We start from the raw sequence: 17,805 nt of genomic DNA, 5'->3' as shown, positions 1-17,805 counted from the left end.
GGGTCCGGCTGGTTGTGGAGGGTGTCGGTGTGACTCAGTGTCCCCGGGCCTCACCTAAATTGCCTTCGCGGAATACCGTTCGGCTGGAGCCGCGTAGTGCCACTCGCCGAGAGGCGACCTGCACACCGACATCAGCGCCGCCCCCGGTCCACAAGGCCGGGGGCGGCGCTGTCTGTGCCCACCGGCCGGGCCGGGAGCGGCACAATCGCTCGGGTGACTGGTTCTCAGCCCTGGCCCGAGCAGTCTGGTCTGCTCGTACTCCCCAGCGGGGTGACGGTGCGCGGGCGTCGCATCGCCGCGGTGACCTCGCCCGCCGACTTCGCCCTGCTGTTGGCCCCCGGCCCGGATCCGGCGTGGCCGCACCGGCGGATCCGGTGGCCCGATTTCTGGGTGCCGACCGATCGGGCGGATGCCCTCGATGCCCTGCGGGCGGCGTTGCGGGGTGCCCACGACGGTGCGCGCGTCGAGGTGGCCTGTCGGGGTGGGGTGGGACGCACCGGAACCGCGCTGGCCGCGTTGGCGATCCTCGACGGCTTGCCGGTCGAGCGGGCGGTGTCGTGGGTCCGGGAGGGTTACCACCCCAAGGCGGTGGAGACTCCCTGGCAGCGGCGCTGGCTGCGCCGCATCGCCTGACCGCCACCCACCCGCCGCTGGGCCTATCCCCGTCGGGTCACGGCCGGCTCGCTGACGTACTCGCGTAGGTGGGTGGCGGTGAGCGTGTCACCACGGGCGACCAGGTCGGCGGGCGTGCCGGTGAAGACAACGTGACCGCCGTCGTGGCCGGCGCCCGGACCCAGGTCGATGAGCCAGTCCGCGTGGGCCATGACCGCCTGGTGGTGCTCGATGACGATCACCGTGTTGCCGGCGTCGACCATCCGGTCGAGCAGGGCCAGTAGTTGGTCCACGTCGGCCAGGTGCAGGCCGGTGGTGGGTTCGTCCAGCACGTACGTGGTGGTCTTCTCCGCCAGGTGGATGGCGAGCTTGAGTCGTTGCCGTTCCCCGCCCGACAGGGTGGTCAACGGTTGGCCGAGGCTGAGGTAGCCCAGCCCGACGTCGACCAGCCGACCGAGAATGAGGTGCGGAAAGAAGGCGTACGCCTCGGTGACCGACATGGCCAGCACCTCGCTGATGTTCTTGCCGCGCAGCGTGTACGTCAGCACCTCGTCGGTGAAGCGTCGCCCCTCGCACCGTTCGCAGACGCTGGCGACGGCGGCCATCATCGCCAGGTCCGTGTAGATCAGCCCGATCCCCTTGCAGGCCGGGCAGGCGCCCTCGGAGTTGGCGCTGAACAGGGCCGCCTTGACGCCGTTGGCCTTGGCGAAGGCGGTACGGATCGGGTCGAGCAGCCCGCTGTAGGTGGCCGGGTTGCTGCGCCGTGACCCGCGGATGGGGGACTGGTCCACGATGACCACCCCGGACCGGCCGCGCAGCGACCCGTGGATCAGGGAGCTCTTGCCGGAACCGGCCACGCCGGTGACCACGGTGAGCACGCCGAGCGGGATGTCCACGTCCACGTCGCGCAGGTTGTGCAGGTCGGCTTGGCGGATGGCGAGCTGCCCGGTCGGTGGGCGTACCGCCTCGCGCACTGTCACCCGGTGGTCCAGGTGCCGGCCGGTGAGGGTGTCGGAGCGGCGCAGAGCGGGCACGTCGCCGGTGAAGCAGATCCGGCCGCCGTCGGTGCCGGCCCCCGGCCCGAGGTCGACAACGTGGTCGGCGATCGCGATCGTTTCCGGCTTGTGCTCGACCACCAGCACCGTGTTGCCCTTGTCGCGCAGCCGCAGCAGCAGGTCGTTCATCCGGGCGATGTCGTGCGGGTGCAGGCCGACTGTGGGTTCGTCGAAGACGTACGTGACGTCGGACAGGCTGGAGCCGAGGTGCCGGACCATCTTGACCCGTTGCGCCTCACCGCCGGACAGGGTGGCGGACTCCCGGTCCAGGCTGAGGTAGCCCAACCCGATCTCGACCAGGGACTCCAGCAGGTCGCGCAGGTTGGCGATCAGTGGCGCGACCCCCGGATCGTCGATGCCCCGGACGAACGTCGCCAGGTCGCTGATCTGCATGGCCGAGCAGTCGGCGATGGTGCGTCCGGCGATCCGCGACGACAGGGCCGCCGCGTTGAGTCGGGTGCCTCCGCAGTCGCCGCAGGTGGTGAAGGTGACCGCCCGGTCGACGAAGGCGCGGATGTGCTGTTGCATCGACTCGCGGTCCTTGGCGAGAAGGAGCCGCTTGACCTTGACCGCGAGGCCCTCGTACGTCCAGTTGTTGCTGCCCACCTTGATCTTCGTGGGCGGCTTGTGGAGGAAGTCCTCCCACTGTTGCGCTGTGAAGTCCTGGAGTTTGACGTCCGGGTCGAACAGGCCGGAGCCGACGATGGTCTGCCAGTACCAGGAGCCGACCGCGAAGTTGGGCGCGGTGATCGCGCCGTCGTTGAGGGAGCGCTCGACGTCCACCAACTCGCTGATGTCGAGGTCGGAGACCCGGCCCAGCCCTTCGCAGGTGGGGCACATGCCCTCGGGCAGGTTGAAGCTGAACGCCCCGGCGCCACCCACCGCTGGATGGCCGAGTCGACTGAAGAGGATCCGCAGCATCGCGTACGCGTCGGTGGCGGTGCCGACGGTGGAGCGGGAGTTGACGCCCATCCGTTCCTGGTCGACGACGATGGCCGCGCTGAGGTTGCGCAGGGAGTCGACGTCCGGCCGGTTGAGGTTGGGCATGAACGACTGGAGAAACGCGCTGTAGGTCTCGTTGATCATGCGCTGGGACTCGGCGGCGATGGTGCCGAAGACCAGCGACGACTTGCCCGATCCGGAGACGCCGGTGAAGACGGTCAACCGGCGTTTGGGGATGTCGACCGAGACGCTGGCGAGGTTGTTCTCCCGCGCTCCGCGTACCTCGATCATGTCGTGGCTGTCGGCGGCGGACCCTGCTGGCTGCGACATGCGAACCCTTCACGGAGTCGTGGCGGGACAGTGCCCCGCCGATGCTGGCGGGTTCCATTGTCTCATTCATCCTCCTGTAGAGACTTTGGGCGAGATTCCGCAGCGGGCCGAGGTGGGATCTCCCGCAAAGTCTCAAATCACGTCGTAAACGGTACGGTGGCTCGCGTGGACGTCGCCCCGAAGGATCGGCTTCGCGCCGTGGATCTGGCCGCCACCGTCGGGATCTCGGTGCAGCAGGTGCGCAACTACGTCGAGCAGGGTGTGCTGCCGCCGGCTCGGCGTACGGCCAGCGGCTACCGGATCTTCACGACCGAGCACGCCCGGGCGCTGAGGGTGGCGCGGCGGCTGGCCGAGGGGCACGGTTGGAGCCGGGCCCGGGAGATCATGGCCGCGGTGCACGAGGGCGACCTGCCGGCGGCCCTCGCGGCGCTCGACGGCGGTCACGCCGAGGTGGACCGGGAACGCGCCGAGATCCGCCGGGTGCTCGGCGCCTTCGAGACCGCGCTGGCCAGCCCACCGGCGGCCCGGCCCGCGCCACGCCGCGCCGCCCGCATCGGCGAGGTCGCCGCCCTGGTCGGGGTGCGAACCTCCCAGCTGCGGCTCTGGGAGCAGCGCGAACTGCTGCGGCCGGGCCGCACCCCGGGCACCAACTACCGGGTGTACGACGAGGCGGAGCTACGCGCCGCGCAGGTCATCGCGCTGCTCCGCCGGGGCGCGTACCCGTTCGAGATCATCGAGGCGGTGCTGGGGGAGCTGCGGACCACCGGCAGTCCTCAGCGGGTCCGCGCCGAACTTGCCCGCCGCGAGCAGGACCTGCACATCCGCAGCCTGCGCCGGCTGCGGGGCACGGCCGCGCTGCACGACTACCTGCGCGGTCGCGGCGAGGCGGACTGACCGACCCGCGCATCCCGTCCCGCCGGGCGATCTTGTTGACTAGGGTCGGGCACATGAGAGCTGCGCTGCTGGCGGCCACCGCGTCCGCCATCCTGCTCGCTCCCGCGCCGGTCGCCGCCGCGGGAACGTCCGCCGGGCCAACCGTGCGTTGCCCGCGGGTGCCGGCCCCGGCGATGTCCCGTCCGCCCCGACCCTCGCCTCCGCCCGGCGTGCCCGAGCAGCGGGTGGTCGGCGGCGCGGCGCTGGACACGACCGGCCTGGTCGTGCCGGCCGACGCCGCCGCGCCACCGGCGATCACCGCCACGTCGTGGCTGGTCGCCGACCTGGACAGCGGCCAGGTGCTCGGCGGTTGCGGCCCACACGAGTACGGCACCCCGGCCAGCGTGCAGAAGCTCCTGCTGGCGGCCACGATGCTGCCCCGGTTGGACCCGAAGCAGACGGTCACCGTCACCGAGGACGACATGAACATCGAGCCCGGCTCCTCCGCCGTGGGCCTGGTCGCGGGCGGTCGCTACACCATCGAGACCATCTGGCTGGGTCTGCTGCTCAACTCCGGCAATGAGGCCGCCAACGCGCTGGCCCGACTCGGCAGCGGTACGGACAGCGCCGCCGGCGTACGCGCCATGAACGAGCACGCGCAGCACCTCGGCGCACTCCAGACACACGCGGTCACCCCGTCGGGGCTGGACGGCAAGGGGCAGTTCACCAGCGCGTACGACCTGGCGCTGATCGCCAGGGCCTGTTTCGCCGAGCCGACCTTCCGCCGGTACGCGCTGACCGAGCAGACGGAGATTCCCACCCAGCGGGCGCAGCGCACAAAGGGTTTCCAGATCCAGAACGAGAACCAGCTCATCTACCGGTACCCGGGCGCGCTCGGCGGCAAGACCGGCTTCACCGATCTGGCCCGGCACACCTACGTGGGTGCGGCGGAACGCGGCGGACGACGGCTGGTGGTGACCCTCTTGGGTGCCGAATCGGCGCCGCTGCGGGGCTGGGAGCAGGGTGCGGCCCTGCTGGACTGGGGCTTCACGCTGCCCCGGGACGCCTCCGTCGGCCGGCTGGTCGAAGCGGGGGAGTTGAACGCCACCGCGTCGGCGGCGCCGTCCGCGCTGGCTGGGCCCGGTGCGCCTCGGCCGGCGGCGGCTAGCGGGCCCGCGCGTACCGGCTCGGGGTGGTTGTGGTCGGTGGCCGCGGTGAGCGGCGCGGGGGTGCTGGCGCTGTTGGGCGGGCTGCTGTGGCGGCGTCGTCGTCGGCTGCCCTGACGGATCGACATCGGACGCTGACGTCCATAGACTCCGGTCTTTCTGGCACCACGAGTCCAGGAGGATCACAGTGTCGAGTGAACTCGAACCGCGCCCCGGCGGGGCGGCACCCCGCCGGCCGGTGCGCGCCCTGTCCCGCCTCGCGGGGGTGACCGCCCTCGCCGGGGCGCTCGTCGTCGGGGGGTCCGCCAGCGCGGTCGCCGCGCCAGCCGACTCCACCAGCACTTCCGCCGCTGCTGACGCCGCCACCCGACCGCCGCGCACCACCCACGGCCCGTGCGCGTACACCGAGACACCCGACGAGCCGGCGGCCCGGCCGGTGCCGCTGCCGCCCGACCCGCGGCGCACCCCGGCCCGGGGCAGCGTCCGGGTGACACTGACGACCAACCACGGACCGATCGGGTTGACGCTGGACCGGGCCGCCGCGCCGTGCACCGTGCAGAGCTTCCTGCACCTGGTCGGCAAGCGTTTCTACGACCGCACCCCGTGCCACCGGCTCACCGCGTACCCCACGCTGAGCGTGTTGCAGTGCGGTGACCCGTCCGGCACCGGCGAGGGCGGCCCGGGATACCGGTACCGCGACGAGCTGCCGACCGGCCTGCCGCCGGCGCCCACCGACCCGACCGGGGAACGCCGGGTGTACGCCCGGGGTGTGCTGGCCATGGCCAACGCGGGGCCGGACACCAACGGCAGCCAGTTCTTCCTGGTCTACGCCAACTCGGCGCTGCGCCCCAACTACACGATCTTCGGCGAGGTCGACGCGGCCGGGCTGGCCACCCTGGACCGGATCGCCGCTGGGGGAGTGGCACCGACCGCCGAGGACCCGGCGCCGGTCGACGGCGCGCCCGCGCTGCCGGTGACCATTCGTCAGGCCATCCGCGCGCACCACCACCACTGAGCACGCGGCGTGGTGGGCGACTCTCGGTCGCTCACCACGCCAGCGGGAGCCAACCCGAAATTTTCGGGAGCGGATCGGAACTGATCCAACCGGTTTCCGGCCCAGTTCCGACCGTCACGACGGGCCGGGCGACCCGGACGGTGGGGCGGTGCTGTCGCGGACGACCAGTTCCGTGGCGAGTTCCACCCGCGGCGAGTCGATGCCCTCACCCTGGGCCAGGCGCAGCACGGTCCGTGCCGCCAACCGTCCCATCTCGACCAACGGCTGCCGCACAGTGGTCAGCGGTGGCGACGCCCAGCGGGCCTCCGGCAGGTCGTCGAAGCCGACGACGCTCACGTCGTCCGGCACCCGCAGCCCGCGGCGCCGGATGGCCTCGTAGACGCCGAAGGCCATCTGGTCACTCGCGGCGAAGATGCCGGTCGGCGGGTCGGCGAGGTCGAGCAGCGCGGTCCCGCCGGCGAACCCGGAGGCGTGGTAGAAGTCGCCCGGGTAGATCAGGGCGTCGTCCACCGGCACCCCGGCGCTCTCCAACCCGGCCCGGTAACCGTCGAGCCGCGCCCGGCTGCACAACAGGTGCGTCGGCCCGGCCACCAGGCCGATGCGCCGGTGCCCGATCGCGAGCAGGTGTTCGGTCGCGGCGAGCCCGCCGGCCCAGTTGGTGGCACCGATCGTCGGGACGTCCATGGCCGGCACCCCGGCCGGGTCGACGACCACCACCGGCACGTTGAGGCGGCGCAGTTGCGCGTGCAGCGGCGGGCTCAGGTGCGAGGTCACGAAGATGACGCCGTCGGTGGCCCGGGTGCGCAGGTTCTGCAGCCACTGCCGGGCCGCGGTGGGCTGCTGGTGGATCGCGGAGACGACAGTGCCGACACCCGCGCCGTGCCCGACGTCCTCCACGCCCCGGATGATTTCCACGGCCCAGGGGCTGTCCAGGTCGTTGAAGACCAGGTCGACGAGGCCGGCGCGGCGAACGCTGCGGCTGGTGCGTCGCCGGTAGCCGTGGTGGCGCAGCAACTCCTCGACTCGCTCCCGGGTGTCCGGGGCGACATCGGAGCGACCATTGAGGACCCGCGACACGGTTGGCACCGACACCCCGGCTTCCCGTGCGATCGCGGTGATGGTCACCCTGCGTCCGTCGTCCGCGCCCACCCGCGTCTCCTTCACCGAGCCGGAAGAACGACAGCGAGATGTCGTCAACCGAGGATCCCGGAACGGTGTGCCCGTTCCACGCGTCATCTTGCCTCACCGACGGGGGTTGACGACATGCCAGGTCGGTTCTAGCGTTCGGCGAAGTTACGGAATCTTTCCGGAAGTTCGTCGGACCGAAGGACGGCATGTACACCGATCTACCTGAGGAACAGCTGCGTGACTACCGCGGCGTCGTCCAGGAACCGGCGGACTTCGACGATTTCTGGGCCGACACCCTGGCGGAGGCCCGGCATGCCGGCTGGCCGGTGCGGGCCGAGCCGGTCGCGACCGAGCTGGACAGCATCGACGTGTTCGACGTGACCTTCGCGGGTTTCGCCGGCCAGACCGTGCGGGCCTGGCTGCGGGTGCCTCGCGGTGCCGCCACGGCGTTGCCGACGGTGGTCCAGTTCGCCGGCTACGGCGGTGGGCGCGGGCACCCGCTGGAGAACCTGCTCTGGGCCGCGGCGGGGTTCGCGCACCTGCAGATGGACACCCGGGGGCAGGGCTCGGGATGGAGCCGAGGCGACACCCCGGACCTCGGCGCGGCCGGCCCGGAGGCGCCCGGCGTCACCACCCGGGGCATCGCCGACCCGAAGACCTACTACTACCGGCGGTTGATCACCGACGCGGTCCGGGCGGTGGACGCCGTCCGGACCCTGCCGCTCGTCGACCCGACCCGGGTGGCGGTGCTCGGGCACAGCCAGGGCGGCGGGTTGGCGCTCGCGGCCGGCGCGTTGGCACCCGGGGTGCGGGCGGTGGTCGCGTTCGTGCCGTTCCTCTGCGACATCCCGCGCGCGGTGGTGACCACCGCCGCCCGCCCCTACCGGGAGATCCGCGACTACCTGGCGATCCACCGCGGTGCCGAGGAGCGGGTGCTGACCACCCTCGCGTACGTCGATGGCGTCAACTTCGCCCGGCGCTGCCGCCGCCCGGCGCGGTACTCCGTGGCGTTGATGGACGAGATCGTGCCGCCGTCGACGGTCTACGCGGCGGTCAACGCGCACGCCGGGCCGACCGAGTTGGCGGTGTGGCGCTACAACGGCCACGAGGCCGGCGGGATCGACGACGACGAGTCGGCGCTGGTCTTCCTACGCGCCCACCTGACCGAGGGCTGACCAGGGCCGCGATGCTGAGCGGGGCCGACCCGGAACGGGTGCATCCGGCCCGCGGTGCCGGCCCGGCTGATAGACAGGAGGGGTGGGTCACCGGATCGCCGTCGTGCTCGCGTTCGCCGCGCTGCTCGGCGGTTGCTCGCGGCCGGAGTCCCGCCCCGCGCCGGCCGCGCCGCAGTCGACGCCGGTGAGTCCCACCCCCCGGCCCACTCCCGCGACGTCCAGCTCCGCCGCAGGGCGGCTGCCCGGGTTCGTGGTGCTGACCGACCTCGACCCGCGCATCCACTCCGACATCCGCTACGCCACGGCGCACAACTTCGTGGGCCGCCCGATCACCGGCTACCCCGAGCCGCTGTGCCTGCTCACCCGGCAGGCCGCCGAGTCGCTGCGCCGGGTGCAGGACGCCGCGCTGGCCGGTGGACACAGCCTCAAGGTGTACGACTGCTACCGCCCGCAGCCGGCGGTGGACGACTTCGTCGCCTGGTCGAAGCGCCCCGGCGAGCAGCAGACCAAGGCCGAGTTCTACCCGGACCTGGCCAAGGACCGGCTCTTCGCCGACGGCTACATCGGGGCGCCCACCGCGCACAGCCGGGGCAGCACGATGGACCTGACGCTGGTGGACGACCCCGCCGCCAACCAGCCCGCGTACCGGGCCGGGCAGCCGCTGGTCGCCTGCACCGCGCCCCGGGGGCAGCGCTTCGCCGACAACAGCATCGACATGGGTACGGGCTTCGACTGTTTCGACTCCCGGGCGCACACTGCCGACCCCCGCATCACCGGCGTGGCCCGGGACAATCGGCTCCTGTTGCGGCGGCTGATGATTGACGCCGGATTCGTCAACTACGAGCTTGAGTGGTGGCACTACAGCCTGCGCGACGAGCCGTACCCGGACACGTTCTTCACCGCGCCGGTCGCCCGCTCGTCGGTCGGCTGAGCTCAGGTCCAGTAGAGGATCCGGCAGGCCGGCACCCGCGAGGCGAGTTCGGCGGTGAACCAGCCGCGCAGCTCGGCCATGGTGTCGCGCGGGTAGACGTACTTCACCGCGCCGAACCTGCCGTGTTTGCGGCTGCGCGACTCCTCGTCCATCTCCAGCCGGGTGCGCGGGTACCAGCCCAGGAGCACCTCCTTGCTGCCCGGGGTGAACCGGTGGGTGATCAGCTCGGCGGTCAGGTCCAGCTCCGGCACCCCGTCGACCGCCGCGCTGACCTGGTCGAGCAACTCGCCGTAGCGGTCCCGCCAGTCGGGCAGCGCGATGATCGGGGCGATGGTCAGCCCGACCGGGTAGCCGTCGAGCGCGAGCCGGCGCAGCGCGGCCAGCCGGTCCGGCACCCGGGCGGTGCCGCCCTCGAACCGTTCGCTGACCGGGGCGCAGTTGACGCTGAGCCGGACCCGGGTACGGCCGGCGTGCGGCAGCCCGACGAAGGTGTCCACGTCGGCGTACTTGGTGGTCCAGCGCAGCTGCACGGGCGCGTCCCAGGCGGCGAAGTGTTGCACCGCCCGCCGCCAACTGCCGGTCAGGTGCTCCAACGCGAGGGGGTCGGTGTAGCAGGACGCCTCGAAGGTGGTGCCCTCGTCGGCGCGTCGCGCGTTGCGGCTGGTCACCGTCCCGCGTCCGGCGTACGCGGCCAGCCCGGCCAGGATGTCGTCGAGGTCCGCGTACACCCGGGTCACCGGCGGGCCGGACAGTGAGCCGGCGAGGTAGCAGTACTGGCAGTGCGCCGGGCAGCCTTCGGCCAGGTCGACCCGCCAGTCGGCGCTGGGCGCGATGGGTTGCAGGGTGCGCCGCGAGGGTGGGCTGACCACGATCGCCATGGTGGCCTTGGCTCTTGCGTACGTCTCCCGGTCGGTCTGTCCGCGTACCCCGGTGAGCCGGTTGGATCGCAGGTGTTCCACCTCGATGCCCTGTGCCTGCACCCGTTCGACGATCCGCTGGCCGTGCGGGTGCTCCAGCGCGGCCGGGGTGGCCACCACCCGGCGCGGGGTCCAGCGGCGGGCGGGCCGGGCCGCGGGTGCGAGCCCGGCGAGGTCACGGGTCGGCACCCACTCGCCGCTGGCGTCGTGTGGCGCGGCGGGCACGTCGACGGCGAGGGGCTCGTCGACGTCGACGGCGTCCGGGCTGGTCACCGGGCGGGGTTACCCGTTGTCCCGGGAATCCCACCCGATCATCCGATCCACGATTGACGCGACCGGTGCCGCCGCATAACCTTTCGTCTATCTGTAAACCTTGTGAACAGATGATTCAGGTCGACGCGGCGGCGCGCGTCCCCACCGAAGGGACGATCAGGTGATCGCAGAACTCTCCTCCCGTACCAGACGAATCCTGTCGTTGTTCGTCGCCCTCGTCGTCGCGTTGACCGCTGGTCTCGCGGTCACCGCCTCGCGGTCCGCGCAGGCCGCGCCGACGTTCAAGGTCCTGGCCTTCTACAACGGCACCTGGGACGCCGCGCACATCGACTTCGTCAAGGACGCCCGAGCCTGGTTCCCCCAGGCCGCCGCCCAGTACGGCTTCTCCTGGGAGGCCACGAACAACTGGAGTCTGCTGAACACCGCCAACCTGGCCCAGTACAAGGTCGTCATGTTCCTGGACGACGCGCCGCCCACCGCGCAGCGCGCGGCGTTCCAGCAGTACATGCAGAACGGTGGGGCGTGGCTGGGCTTCCACGTCAGCGCGTGGACCGACAACCCGTCCAGCTGGAGCTGGTACTACAACACCTTCCTCGGCACCGGCTCGTTCCAGACGAACACCTGGGGACCGACCAGGGTCACCATGCGCGCCGACAACCGCACCCACCCGGCCACCCGGAACCTGCCCGCGACGTTTCCCTCGTCGATAAGCGAGTGGTACTCCTGGAGCAACGACCTGCGGCAGAACCCGAACATCGACATCCTCGCCTCGGTCGACGCCTCCAGCTTCCCGGTCGGCACCGACCCCAACCAGTCCTGGTACGGCGGGTACTACCCCCTGGTGTGGAGCAACAGGCAGTACAAGATGCTCTACGCCAACTTCGGCCACAACGCCATGAACTACAGCACCAACACCGGGCTGTCGTCGACGTTCGACAGCGCGCAGCAGAATCAGCTGCTGATCGACGGTCTGCACTGGCTCGCCGGCGCCGGCACCGTCCCCCCGACCACGCCTCCGCCGAGCGACGGCATCTCGCCGACCGCCTGGCACACCGCTGTCAACCGGGCCAGCGGAAAGTGCGTGGACGCGCGCGCCGCCGCCAGCGCGAACGGCACCGCCATCCAGCAGTACTCCTGCAACAGCAGCGCGGCGCAGCAGTACCAGTTCGCGCCGACCAGCGGCGGCTACCTGCGGGTCAACAACCGCACCAACAGCGGCCAGGTGCTCGACGTGACCGACCGGTCGACCGCCGACTCGGCGCCGATCCAGCTCTGGTCCTACAGCGGTGGCAACAACCAGCAGTGGCGTGCCGAATCGGAGGGCGGCGGCTACTACCGCCTTGTCAACCGGCTCAGCGGCAAGTGCCTCGACGTGCCGGGAGCGTCCACTGCGGACAGCGTCCAGCTCATCCAGTACACCTGCAACGGCACCGCGGCGCAGTCGTTCCGGCTGGCGCCGCAGTCCTGACCGGGGAGTCCACTCCCTCGCCGGAGGGAGGTGCCGCTCACGCCCGATTCCTAGCGTGAGCGGCATGACGCCGAAAAATCAGCTGACCGGGGCGTGGCGCGCCGCCCACGCCCCGGTGGCGGGAGTGCCCCGATGGGCGCGAATCGCCGCCTACGCCATCCCGTTCACAGTGCTGCCGGCGGGCCTCTGGCGGCTTCCGGTCGCGTTCCGCGACGACGTCGGGCTGGGTGGCCGCCGGGTGCCGATGCTTGCCGCGCTCATCCCCGCGACGCTCCACGCGACGGTCCTGACCGTCGCGTGGACCACCGCCTTCGCCCGGATCTTCGCCGGGGTCACCATGGGCGGCACACCGCTCCCGGGGAACTTCCCCACCCAGCGCGGCGCGGGGGAGGCGGCGATCTTCTACGCCTGCTACCTCCCGCTGCTCTTGTGGGGACCGCTGCTCGCCGCGGTCGCCTACGCCTATCGGCGACGCCGGCGGGGCGGCTACGACACCTGAGCGGTCGCGCTCGCCGGGCTCTCACGTCGCGGGCTCCAGGAGGCTGATGCTCAGCAGCGGGTAGCGCCAGCGCTGCGCCTCCCGGTAGCCGGCGCTGATCCGTTCCCGTTTGCCGGGCGTCATGTCGCCGAGCGGGTCGGCCGAGGGGTCGGCTCCGATGACCCAGATGCGCTGTGGTGTGCCGAGGCAGGCGGCGTCCGGGCACTCCGTTGCCAGGAACCTGCCGTCGCTGCGCTGCGGGGCGACGCGCAGCACGTCCGGGGGGCGTGGGGCGGGCAGGTAGCGCTCGTAGATGTCCCGTGGTGACCACGGGATGCTCGGGTGGCGGTCCGGGAACACCACGACGTCGCCGGGTCGGTAGCGGGGACCGATGACCGACGCGACGCGGTACGAGTCCTGGCTGTGACCGGCGTGGGCGCGAATGGTCACGTGTGCGGGTAGGGCGAGGACGGCCGCCAGGCCGGTCGCGACGAGGGCCGACGACCGTCCGACGCGGGCCAGGGCGCAGGCCGCGAGGACGGCCAGCGCCGGCAGCACGACAAGCACGTAGCGGGCCACCCACACGTGCAGCTGGGTGCCGGCGAGCAGCAGCAGCGCCATCGGGACGAACGCCGCGCCGGCCAGGCAGACGTACGCCGGTTCGCGGCGGACGCCGAGAACCGCGAGGACGAGGACGAGCCCGCCGACGGCCGCGGAGTGGAAGAGCCGTTCCGGGAACGCCTGGAGGGCACCCAGGTCGACAAGCTTGATCCAGGACACCTGGGCGCTCTGCCCCCAGCCCCAGGCGGACAGCGCGAGCGCCGGCAGCACTCCCACGCCGGCCGCCGTCGCCCACCGCCGTACGGTCCGCCAGCCGGCGGCTCGTCGGGGAAGCTGCCACCAGCCGACCGCGGCGGCGTGACCCGCGAGCATCAGCAGGCCGTTGAGCGGGTGCAGCAGCCCCACGAAACCGACGGCGGCGGCGTACCCGGCCAGGTGCCGGCGCGCGGGCTCCTCCAGTAGCCGGATCAGGCACCACATGGCGACAGCGGCACCGAGGATCACCAGGGCGTAGGACCGGGCTTCCTGCGCGTAGCGCGACGTCACCGGCAGGATCGCGAAGAGCAGCCCGGCCAGCAGGCCGGTCCCGGCGCCGCCGAGTCGCCGCCCGAGCGCGGTCACCACCACCGTGGCGACGGTGCAGGCGGCGACCGAGGGCAGCCGCAACGCGGCGGTGGACGTGCCGGCCACGGCGACGTACACCTTCATCAGGGCGTAGTAGGGGGTCAGGACCCCGTCCACCGAACCGGCGAGCTGCCACAGTTGCGACCAGCTCAACCGGACCGCGCCCCAGGTGGCCAACTCGTCGGCCCACAGCGCCGGGCCGGTCAGCCGCCACCCGCCCAGCGCCAGCGCGACGAGCGCGGGGATCACCCAACCGGCCATCGTCCAGCCGGACCGGGTGTCGTCCGTCCGCCGTCGCGCGTCCGCCCGAGGTGGGTCCGGTGGGGTGGCGACGGTGGCGGCGCGACGCAACGGCCAGGTGGCGGTGATTGTGGTTCTCCCTGAACAGGGGCCGAAGTGCCCGCGCGAACCTAGCCGCGCCAGGTTAGTACGCGGCGTCGCGGAGTCGCACAGATGATGAACGGCGGCGCCGGTTAATCGGTTGCCCGACCCGCGACGGCCTGCTGAACTACCCGAAACCGCCACCAACCTTCAGGGAGCACCAATGCGCGCTGCGTCGATGTCCGGCCAGAAGGGATCTGTCGCCTATCTGAAGGACCTGACGCTGCGTGAAAACCCTGAACCTCGGCATCCTGGCTCACGTCGATGCCGGTAAGACCAGTCTGACCGAGCGGCTGCTGCACGACGTCGGTGTGACCGACCAGCTCGGCAGTGTTGACGCGGGCAGCACCCGTACGGACTCCCTGGCCCTGGAGCGACAACGCGGGATCACCATCCGCTCGGCTGTCGTCTCCTTCGTGCTGGAGGACGTGACAGTCAACCTGATCGACACGCCCGGTCACCCGGACTTCATCACCGAGGTCGAGCGGGTGCTCGGCGTGCTCGACGGCGCCGTGCTGGTGATCTCCGCGGTGGAGGGGGTGCAGCCGCAGACCCGCGTGCTGATGCGGACCCTGCGCAGGCTGCGCATCCCGACGCTGATCTTCGTCAACAAGGTCGACCGGGCCGGGGCGGACCCCGAGCGGGTCGTCCGGGCCGTCGTGGAGAAGCTCACCCCGGCCGTGGTGGCGATGGGTTCGGTGACGATGCCGGGGACCCGCGACGCCCACTGCTCCTCGTGGGGTCCTGCCGACGCCGCCTTCGTCGACCGGCTGCTCGACGTGCTCGCCGGGCAGGACGACGGGCTGCTCGCCGACTGGGTGGCGGACGCGTCCGCGGTGCCGTACCCGCGACTGCGCCGTGCGTTGGCGACGCAGACCGGCCGGGCGCTGGTGCTGCCCGTGTACGCCGGCTCGGCGATCACCGGCGCCGGCGTGGACGCGTTGATCGCCGGGATCACCGAACTGTTGCCCGCCGGCCAGGGCGACGTGGACGCCCCGGTCTCCGGCACCGTGTTCGCCATCGAGCGGGGTCCGGCGGGGGAGAAGGTCGCCCTGGTCAGGCTCTTCGCCGGCACGATCCGGGTCCGCGACCGGGTCCGCGTCGGCGCGGCCGATGCCGCGCTGGTCACGGCGATACGTGTCGCCAGCCTGGGGGCCGACGTGGTGGCGTCGTCGGTTGGCGCCGGCCACATCGCCCGACTCGGGGGTCTCACGGAGGCGCGGATCGGCGACCCGGTCGGCGTACCCCCGGAACGTGCCGGCGCGGGCCGCCACTTCGCGCCACCCACGCTGGAGACGGTGGTGGTGCCGGCGCGCCCCGTCGACCGGGCCACGCTGCACGCGGCGCTGAGCCAGCTCGCCGAGCAGGACCCGCTCATCAACCTGCGGCAGGACGACAGGCAGCACGAGATCAGCGTGTCGCTCTACGGCGAGGTGCAGAAGGAGGTCATCCAGGCCACCCTGGCCGACGACTTCGGCGTGCGGGTGACGTTCCGGGAGAGCAGCACTGTGCACGTGGAGCGGGTGTGCGGCGTCGGCGAGGCGGTCGAGGTGATCGCGGTGGCGCCCAACCCCTTCCTGGCCACCGTCGGGCTGCGGGTCGCGCCGGCGCCGACCGGTGCCGGGGTGAGTTTCCGACTCGGCGTCGAGCTGGGTTCGATGCCACCTGCCTTCTTCGTCGCCGTGGAGGAGTCCGTGCGTCGGACCCTGCGCCAGGGTCTGCGCGGGTGGGAGGTTCCCGACTGCGAGGTGACGATGACCCACGCCGGCTACTGGGCACGGCAGAGCCATTCGCACGGCAGCTTCGACAAGAGCATGTCCAGCACGGCCGGAGATTTCCGCAGTCTCACTCCGTTGGTGCTGATGGCCGCGCTCACCAGTGCCGGCACGCGGGTCCACGAGCCGGTGCACCGTTTCCGGCTGGAGGTGCCCGGTGACGTCCTCGGAACGCTGCTGCCCGCGCTGACCCGACTGGACGCGGTGCCGACCGACACCGTCGGGCACGGCACGTCGTACCTGGTGCGGGGCGAGATCCCCGCGGGGCTGGTGCACGCGCTGGAGCGTCGGCTACCCGCGCTGACCCGGGGTGAGGGCGTGTTGGAGACCGAGTTCGACAGGTACCGCCCGGTGTCCGGTCCCGCCCCCACCCGGGTCCGCTGGGACAACAATCCGCTGGATCGCAAGGAGTATCTGCTGGCGGTGGCCCGCCGGGTCGGCGGCCGGTAACGGCGATATCCATTGCGGACACGTCGCGGTCCTCCTACGCTCGTCCACGCAAGGTCGACCGAGCACACCCCGAAGGGAGTACGCAGTGCCACGACGCATCCGTACCGCTGCCGCCTGGCGCCTTCTCCCTGCCCGCGCGGCGCTGCTCGGCACCACCACAACCTGTGTCTGTCGGGCGTTGCGGCGCAATGAGCCGGGGTGGCGCGACTGAAGCGACGCTGACGCGTCCGCCGGCCGCCCATCCCACCGGGATCGGGCGGCCGTTTCGTGTCCGTCCACCGCCGCCGGGCGCCGCCCGGCTCAAACCTGATCATTAACGGTCATCGCACGACAGAAGGAGACCGCTATGGGATTCACCCCTCTCGCCGGCACCCGGGCACCGGTCCGGGTCTGGACCGACCCGTACGCCATCGAGCCGCAGGCCGCCCGGCAACTGCGCAACATCGGCGCGCTGCCCTGGGTGCAGGGCGTCGCCGTCATGCCCGACGTGCACTTCGGCAAGGGCGCCACCGTCGGCTCGGTGATCGCGATGCGGCAGGCCGTCTCGCCGGCGGCGGTCGGCGTCGACATCGGCTGCGGAATGTCGGCGGTGCGTACCTCGCTGACCGCCGCGGACCTGCCGGACGACCTGGCCGGGCTGCGTTCCGCGATCGAGGCCACCATCCCCGTCGGCTTCGCCCAGCGGCAGGAGGCGGTCAACCCGCGCCGGGTCCGTGGCCTGGAGCAGGCCGGCTGGGACGACTTCTGGGGCCGGTTCGCCGGCCTGGACCGGCGGGTGGCGCAGCTGGAGACGCGGGCGCAGCGGCAGCTCGGCACCCTCGGCGGTGGCAACCACTTCATCGAGGTCTGCCTGGAGCAGGGCGGCGCCGACGAGGGCCGGGTGTGGCTGATGCTGCACTCCGGGTCGCGCAACATCGGCAAGGAGCTGGCCGAGCGGCACATCGGGGTGGCCCGAGGGCTGCCGCACAACGTCGACCTGCCCGACCGGGACCTGGCGGTGTTCCTCGCCGGGACGCCGGAGATGGACGCGTACCGGCGGGACCTGTGGTGGGCGCAGGAGTACGCGCGGCGCAACCGGGCCGTCATGCTGGCCCTGCTCTGCGGGGTGGTGCGCGAGCACTTCCCGCAGGTCGGGTACGACGAGCCCATCTCCTGCCACCACAACTACGTGTCCGAGGAGAGCTACGACGGGGTGGAGGTGCTCGTCACCCGCAAGGGCGCGATCCGAGCCGGCCGGGGCGACCTGGGCATCATTCCCGGCTCGATGGGCACCGGGTCGTACATCGTGCGGGGCCGGGGCAACCCGGACGCGTACTGCTCGGCCTCACACGGGGCCGGGCGGCGGATGTCGCGGGCGCAGGCCAAGCGGACGTTCAGCACCGACGACCTGGCCGCCCAGACCGCCGGGGTGGAGTGCCGTAAGGACGCCGGGGTGGTCGACGAGATTCCCGGCGCGTACAAGGACATCACCGAGGTGATGGCCCAGCAGGAGGACCTGGTCGAGGTGGTCGCGCACCTCAAGCAGGTCGTCTGCGTGAAGGGCTGACGTGCCGTGGGGGGCGGGGGGTGCGGGCCCCCACGCCGGCCGCAAAAAACCGCGGAAAACCCACCCCCGGGCTGGAGGCAAAACCCCCCCGGAAGTACGAAGAAC

At 72.0% G+C, this 17,805-nt stretch carries 14 protein-coding genes; 10 read left to right on the top strand and 4 right to left on the bottom strand.

The features are described from left to right. The first annotated feature begins 213 nt into the window (after positions 1-213). On the top strand, positions 214-633 hold the full coding sequence (locus ABZU25_RS33510) for a protein-tyrosine phosphatase family protein (RefSeq protein WP_355033373.1): 420 nt from the start codon (positions 214-216) through the stop codon (positions 631-633). Between the two features lie 23 nt (positions 634-656). On the opposite strand, the gene ABZU25_RS33505 is transcribed toward ABZU25_RS33510, so the two are convergent. Further along, positions 657-2,939 (bottom strand): excinuclease ABC subunit UvrA, encoded by a 2,283-nt coding sequence (locus ABZU25_RS33505; RefSeq protein ID WP_355033372.1) that lies wholly within the window; start codon positions 2,937-2,939, stop codon positions 657-659. Between the two features lie 165 nt (positions 2,940-3,104). On the opposite strand from ABZU25_RS33505, the gene ABZU25_RS33500 reads away from it, so the two are divergent. From ABZU25_RS33500 to ABZU25_RS33490, 3 genes are all read left to right on the top strand, one after another. Continuing rightward, a complete protein-coding gene (locus ABZU25_RS33500) occupies positions 3,105-3,833 on the top strand; it encodes a MerR family transcriptional regulator (RefSeq protein WP_355033371.1) in 729 nt (242 codons plus the stop codon). A 53-nt stretch (positions 3,834-3,886) separates the two neighbouring features. Beyond that, positions 3,887-5,095: a D-alanyl-D-alanine carboxypeptidase gene (locus ABZU25_RS33495; RefSeq protein ID WP_355033370.1), complete on the top strand. Its 1,209-nt coding sequence runs from the start codon at positions 3,887-3,889 to the stop codon at positions 5,093-5,095. A 70-nt stretch (positions 5,096-5,165) separates the two neighbouring features. Next, on the top strand, positions 5,166-5,993 hold the full coding sequence (locus ABZU25_RS33490) for a peptidylprolyl isomerase (protein WP_355033369.1): 828 nt from the start codon (positions 5,166-5,168) through the stop codon (positions 5,991-5,993). Positions 5,994-6,107: 114 nt separating this feature from the next. Here ABZU25_RS33490 and ABZU25_RS33485 read toward each other — a convergent pair whose 3' ends face one another. Beyond that, positions 6,108-7,142: a LacI family DNA-binding transcriptional regulator gene (locus tag ABZU25_RS33485; RefSeq protein ID WP_355033368.1), complete on the bottom strand. Its 1,035-nt coding sequence runs from the start codon at positions 7,140-7,142 to the stop codon at positions 6,108-6,110. 185 nt (positions 7,143-7,327) lie between these two features. Here ABZU25_RS33485 and ABZU25_RS33480 point away from each other — a divergent pair, with 185 nt between their 5' ends. Beyond that, the gene (locus tag ABZU25_RS33480) at positions 7,328-8,296 is read left to right on the top strand and encodes an acetylxylan esterase (protein ID WP_355033367.1); all 969 of its coding nucleotides are present in this window, start codon (positions 7,328-7,330) and stop codon (positions 8,294-8,296) included. Positions 8,297-8,378: 82 nt separating this feature from the next. Next, entirely contained in the window at positions 8,379-9,227 is an 849-nt protein-coding gene (locus tag ABZU25_RS33475) for a M15 family metallopeptidase (RefSeq protein WP_355033366.1), read from the top strand. 2 nt (positions 9,228-9,229) lie between these two features. Here the strand turns inward: ABZU25_RS33475 and ABZU25_RS33470 are convergent, their stop codons facing one another. Next, the gene (locus ABZU25_RS33470; protein WP_355033365.1) at positions 9,230-10,417 is read right to left on the bottom strand and encodes a spore photoproduct lyase family protein; all 1,188 of its coding nucleotides are present in this window, start codon (positions 10,415-10,417) and stop codon (positions 9,230-9,232) included. Positions 10,418-10,577: 160 nt separating this feature from the next. Between ABZU25_RS33470 and ABZU25_RS33465 the strand changes: the two genes are divergently transcribed. After that, the gene (locus ABZU25_RS33465; protein WP_355033364.1) at positions 10,578-11,885 is read left to right on the top strand and encodes an RICIN domain-containing protein; all 1,308 of its coding nucleotides are present in this window, start codon (positions 10,578-10,580) and stop codon (positions 11,883-11,885) included. 64 nt (positions 11,886-11,949) lie between these two features. Then, the gene (locus ABZU25_RS33460; protein ID WP_355033363.1) at positions 11,950-12,384 is read left to right on the top strand and encodes a hypothetical protein; all 435 of its coding nucleotides are present in this window, start codon (positions 11,950-11,952) and stop codon (positions 12,382-12,384) included. Between the two features lie 21 nt (positions 12,385-12,405). Here the strand turns inward: ABZU25_RS33460 and ABZU25_RS33455 are convergent, their stop codons facing one another. Beyond that, positions 12,406-13,797 carry a glycosyltransferase family 39 protein gene (locus tag ABZU25_RS33455; RefSeq protein ID WP_355033362.1) on the bottom strand — a complete coding sequence of 464 codons (1,392 nt, stop codon included), beginning with the start codon at positions 13,795-13,797 and terminating at the stop codon, positions 12,406-12,408. Between the two features lie 359 nt (positions 13,798-14,156). Here ABZU25_RS33455 and ABZU25_RS33450 point away from each other — a divergent pair, with 359 nt between their 5' ends. Next, the gene (locus tag ABZU25_RS33450) at positions 14,157-16,154 is read left to right on the top strand and encodes a translation factor GTPase family protein (RefSeq protein WP_355033361.1); all 1,998 of its coding nucleotides are present in this window, start codon (positions 14,157-14,159) and stop codon (positions 16,152-16,154) included. Positions 16,155-16,500: 346 nt separating this feature from the next. Beyond that, on the top strand, positions 16,501-17,700 hold the full coding sequence (locus ABZU25_RS33445; RefSeq protein WP_355033360.1) for an RtcB family protein: 1,200 nt from the start codon (positions 16,501-16,503) through the stop codon (positions 17,698-17,700). Positions 17,701-17,805: the final 105 nt, after the last annotated feature.

This window comes from Micromonospora sp. NPDC005215 (assembly GCF_040607915.1).
In the GTDB taxonomy this organism is placed as follows: domain Bacteria; phylum Actinomycetota; class Actinomycetes; order Mycobacteriales; family Micromonosporaceae; genus Micromonospora.
The sequence above is the reverse complement of the archived record's forward strand: the minus strand, read 5'-3'. Positions and strand labels throughout refer to the sequence as shown.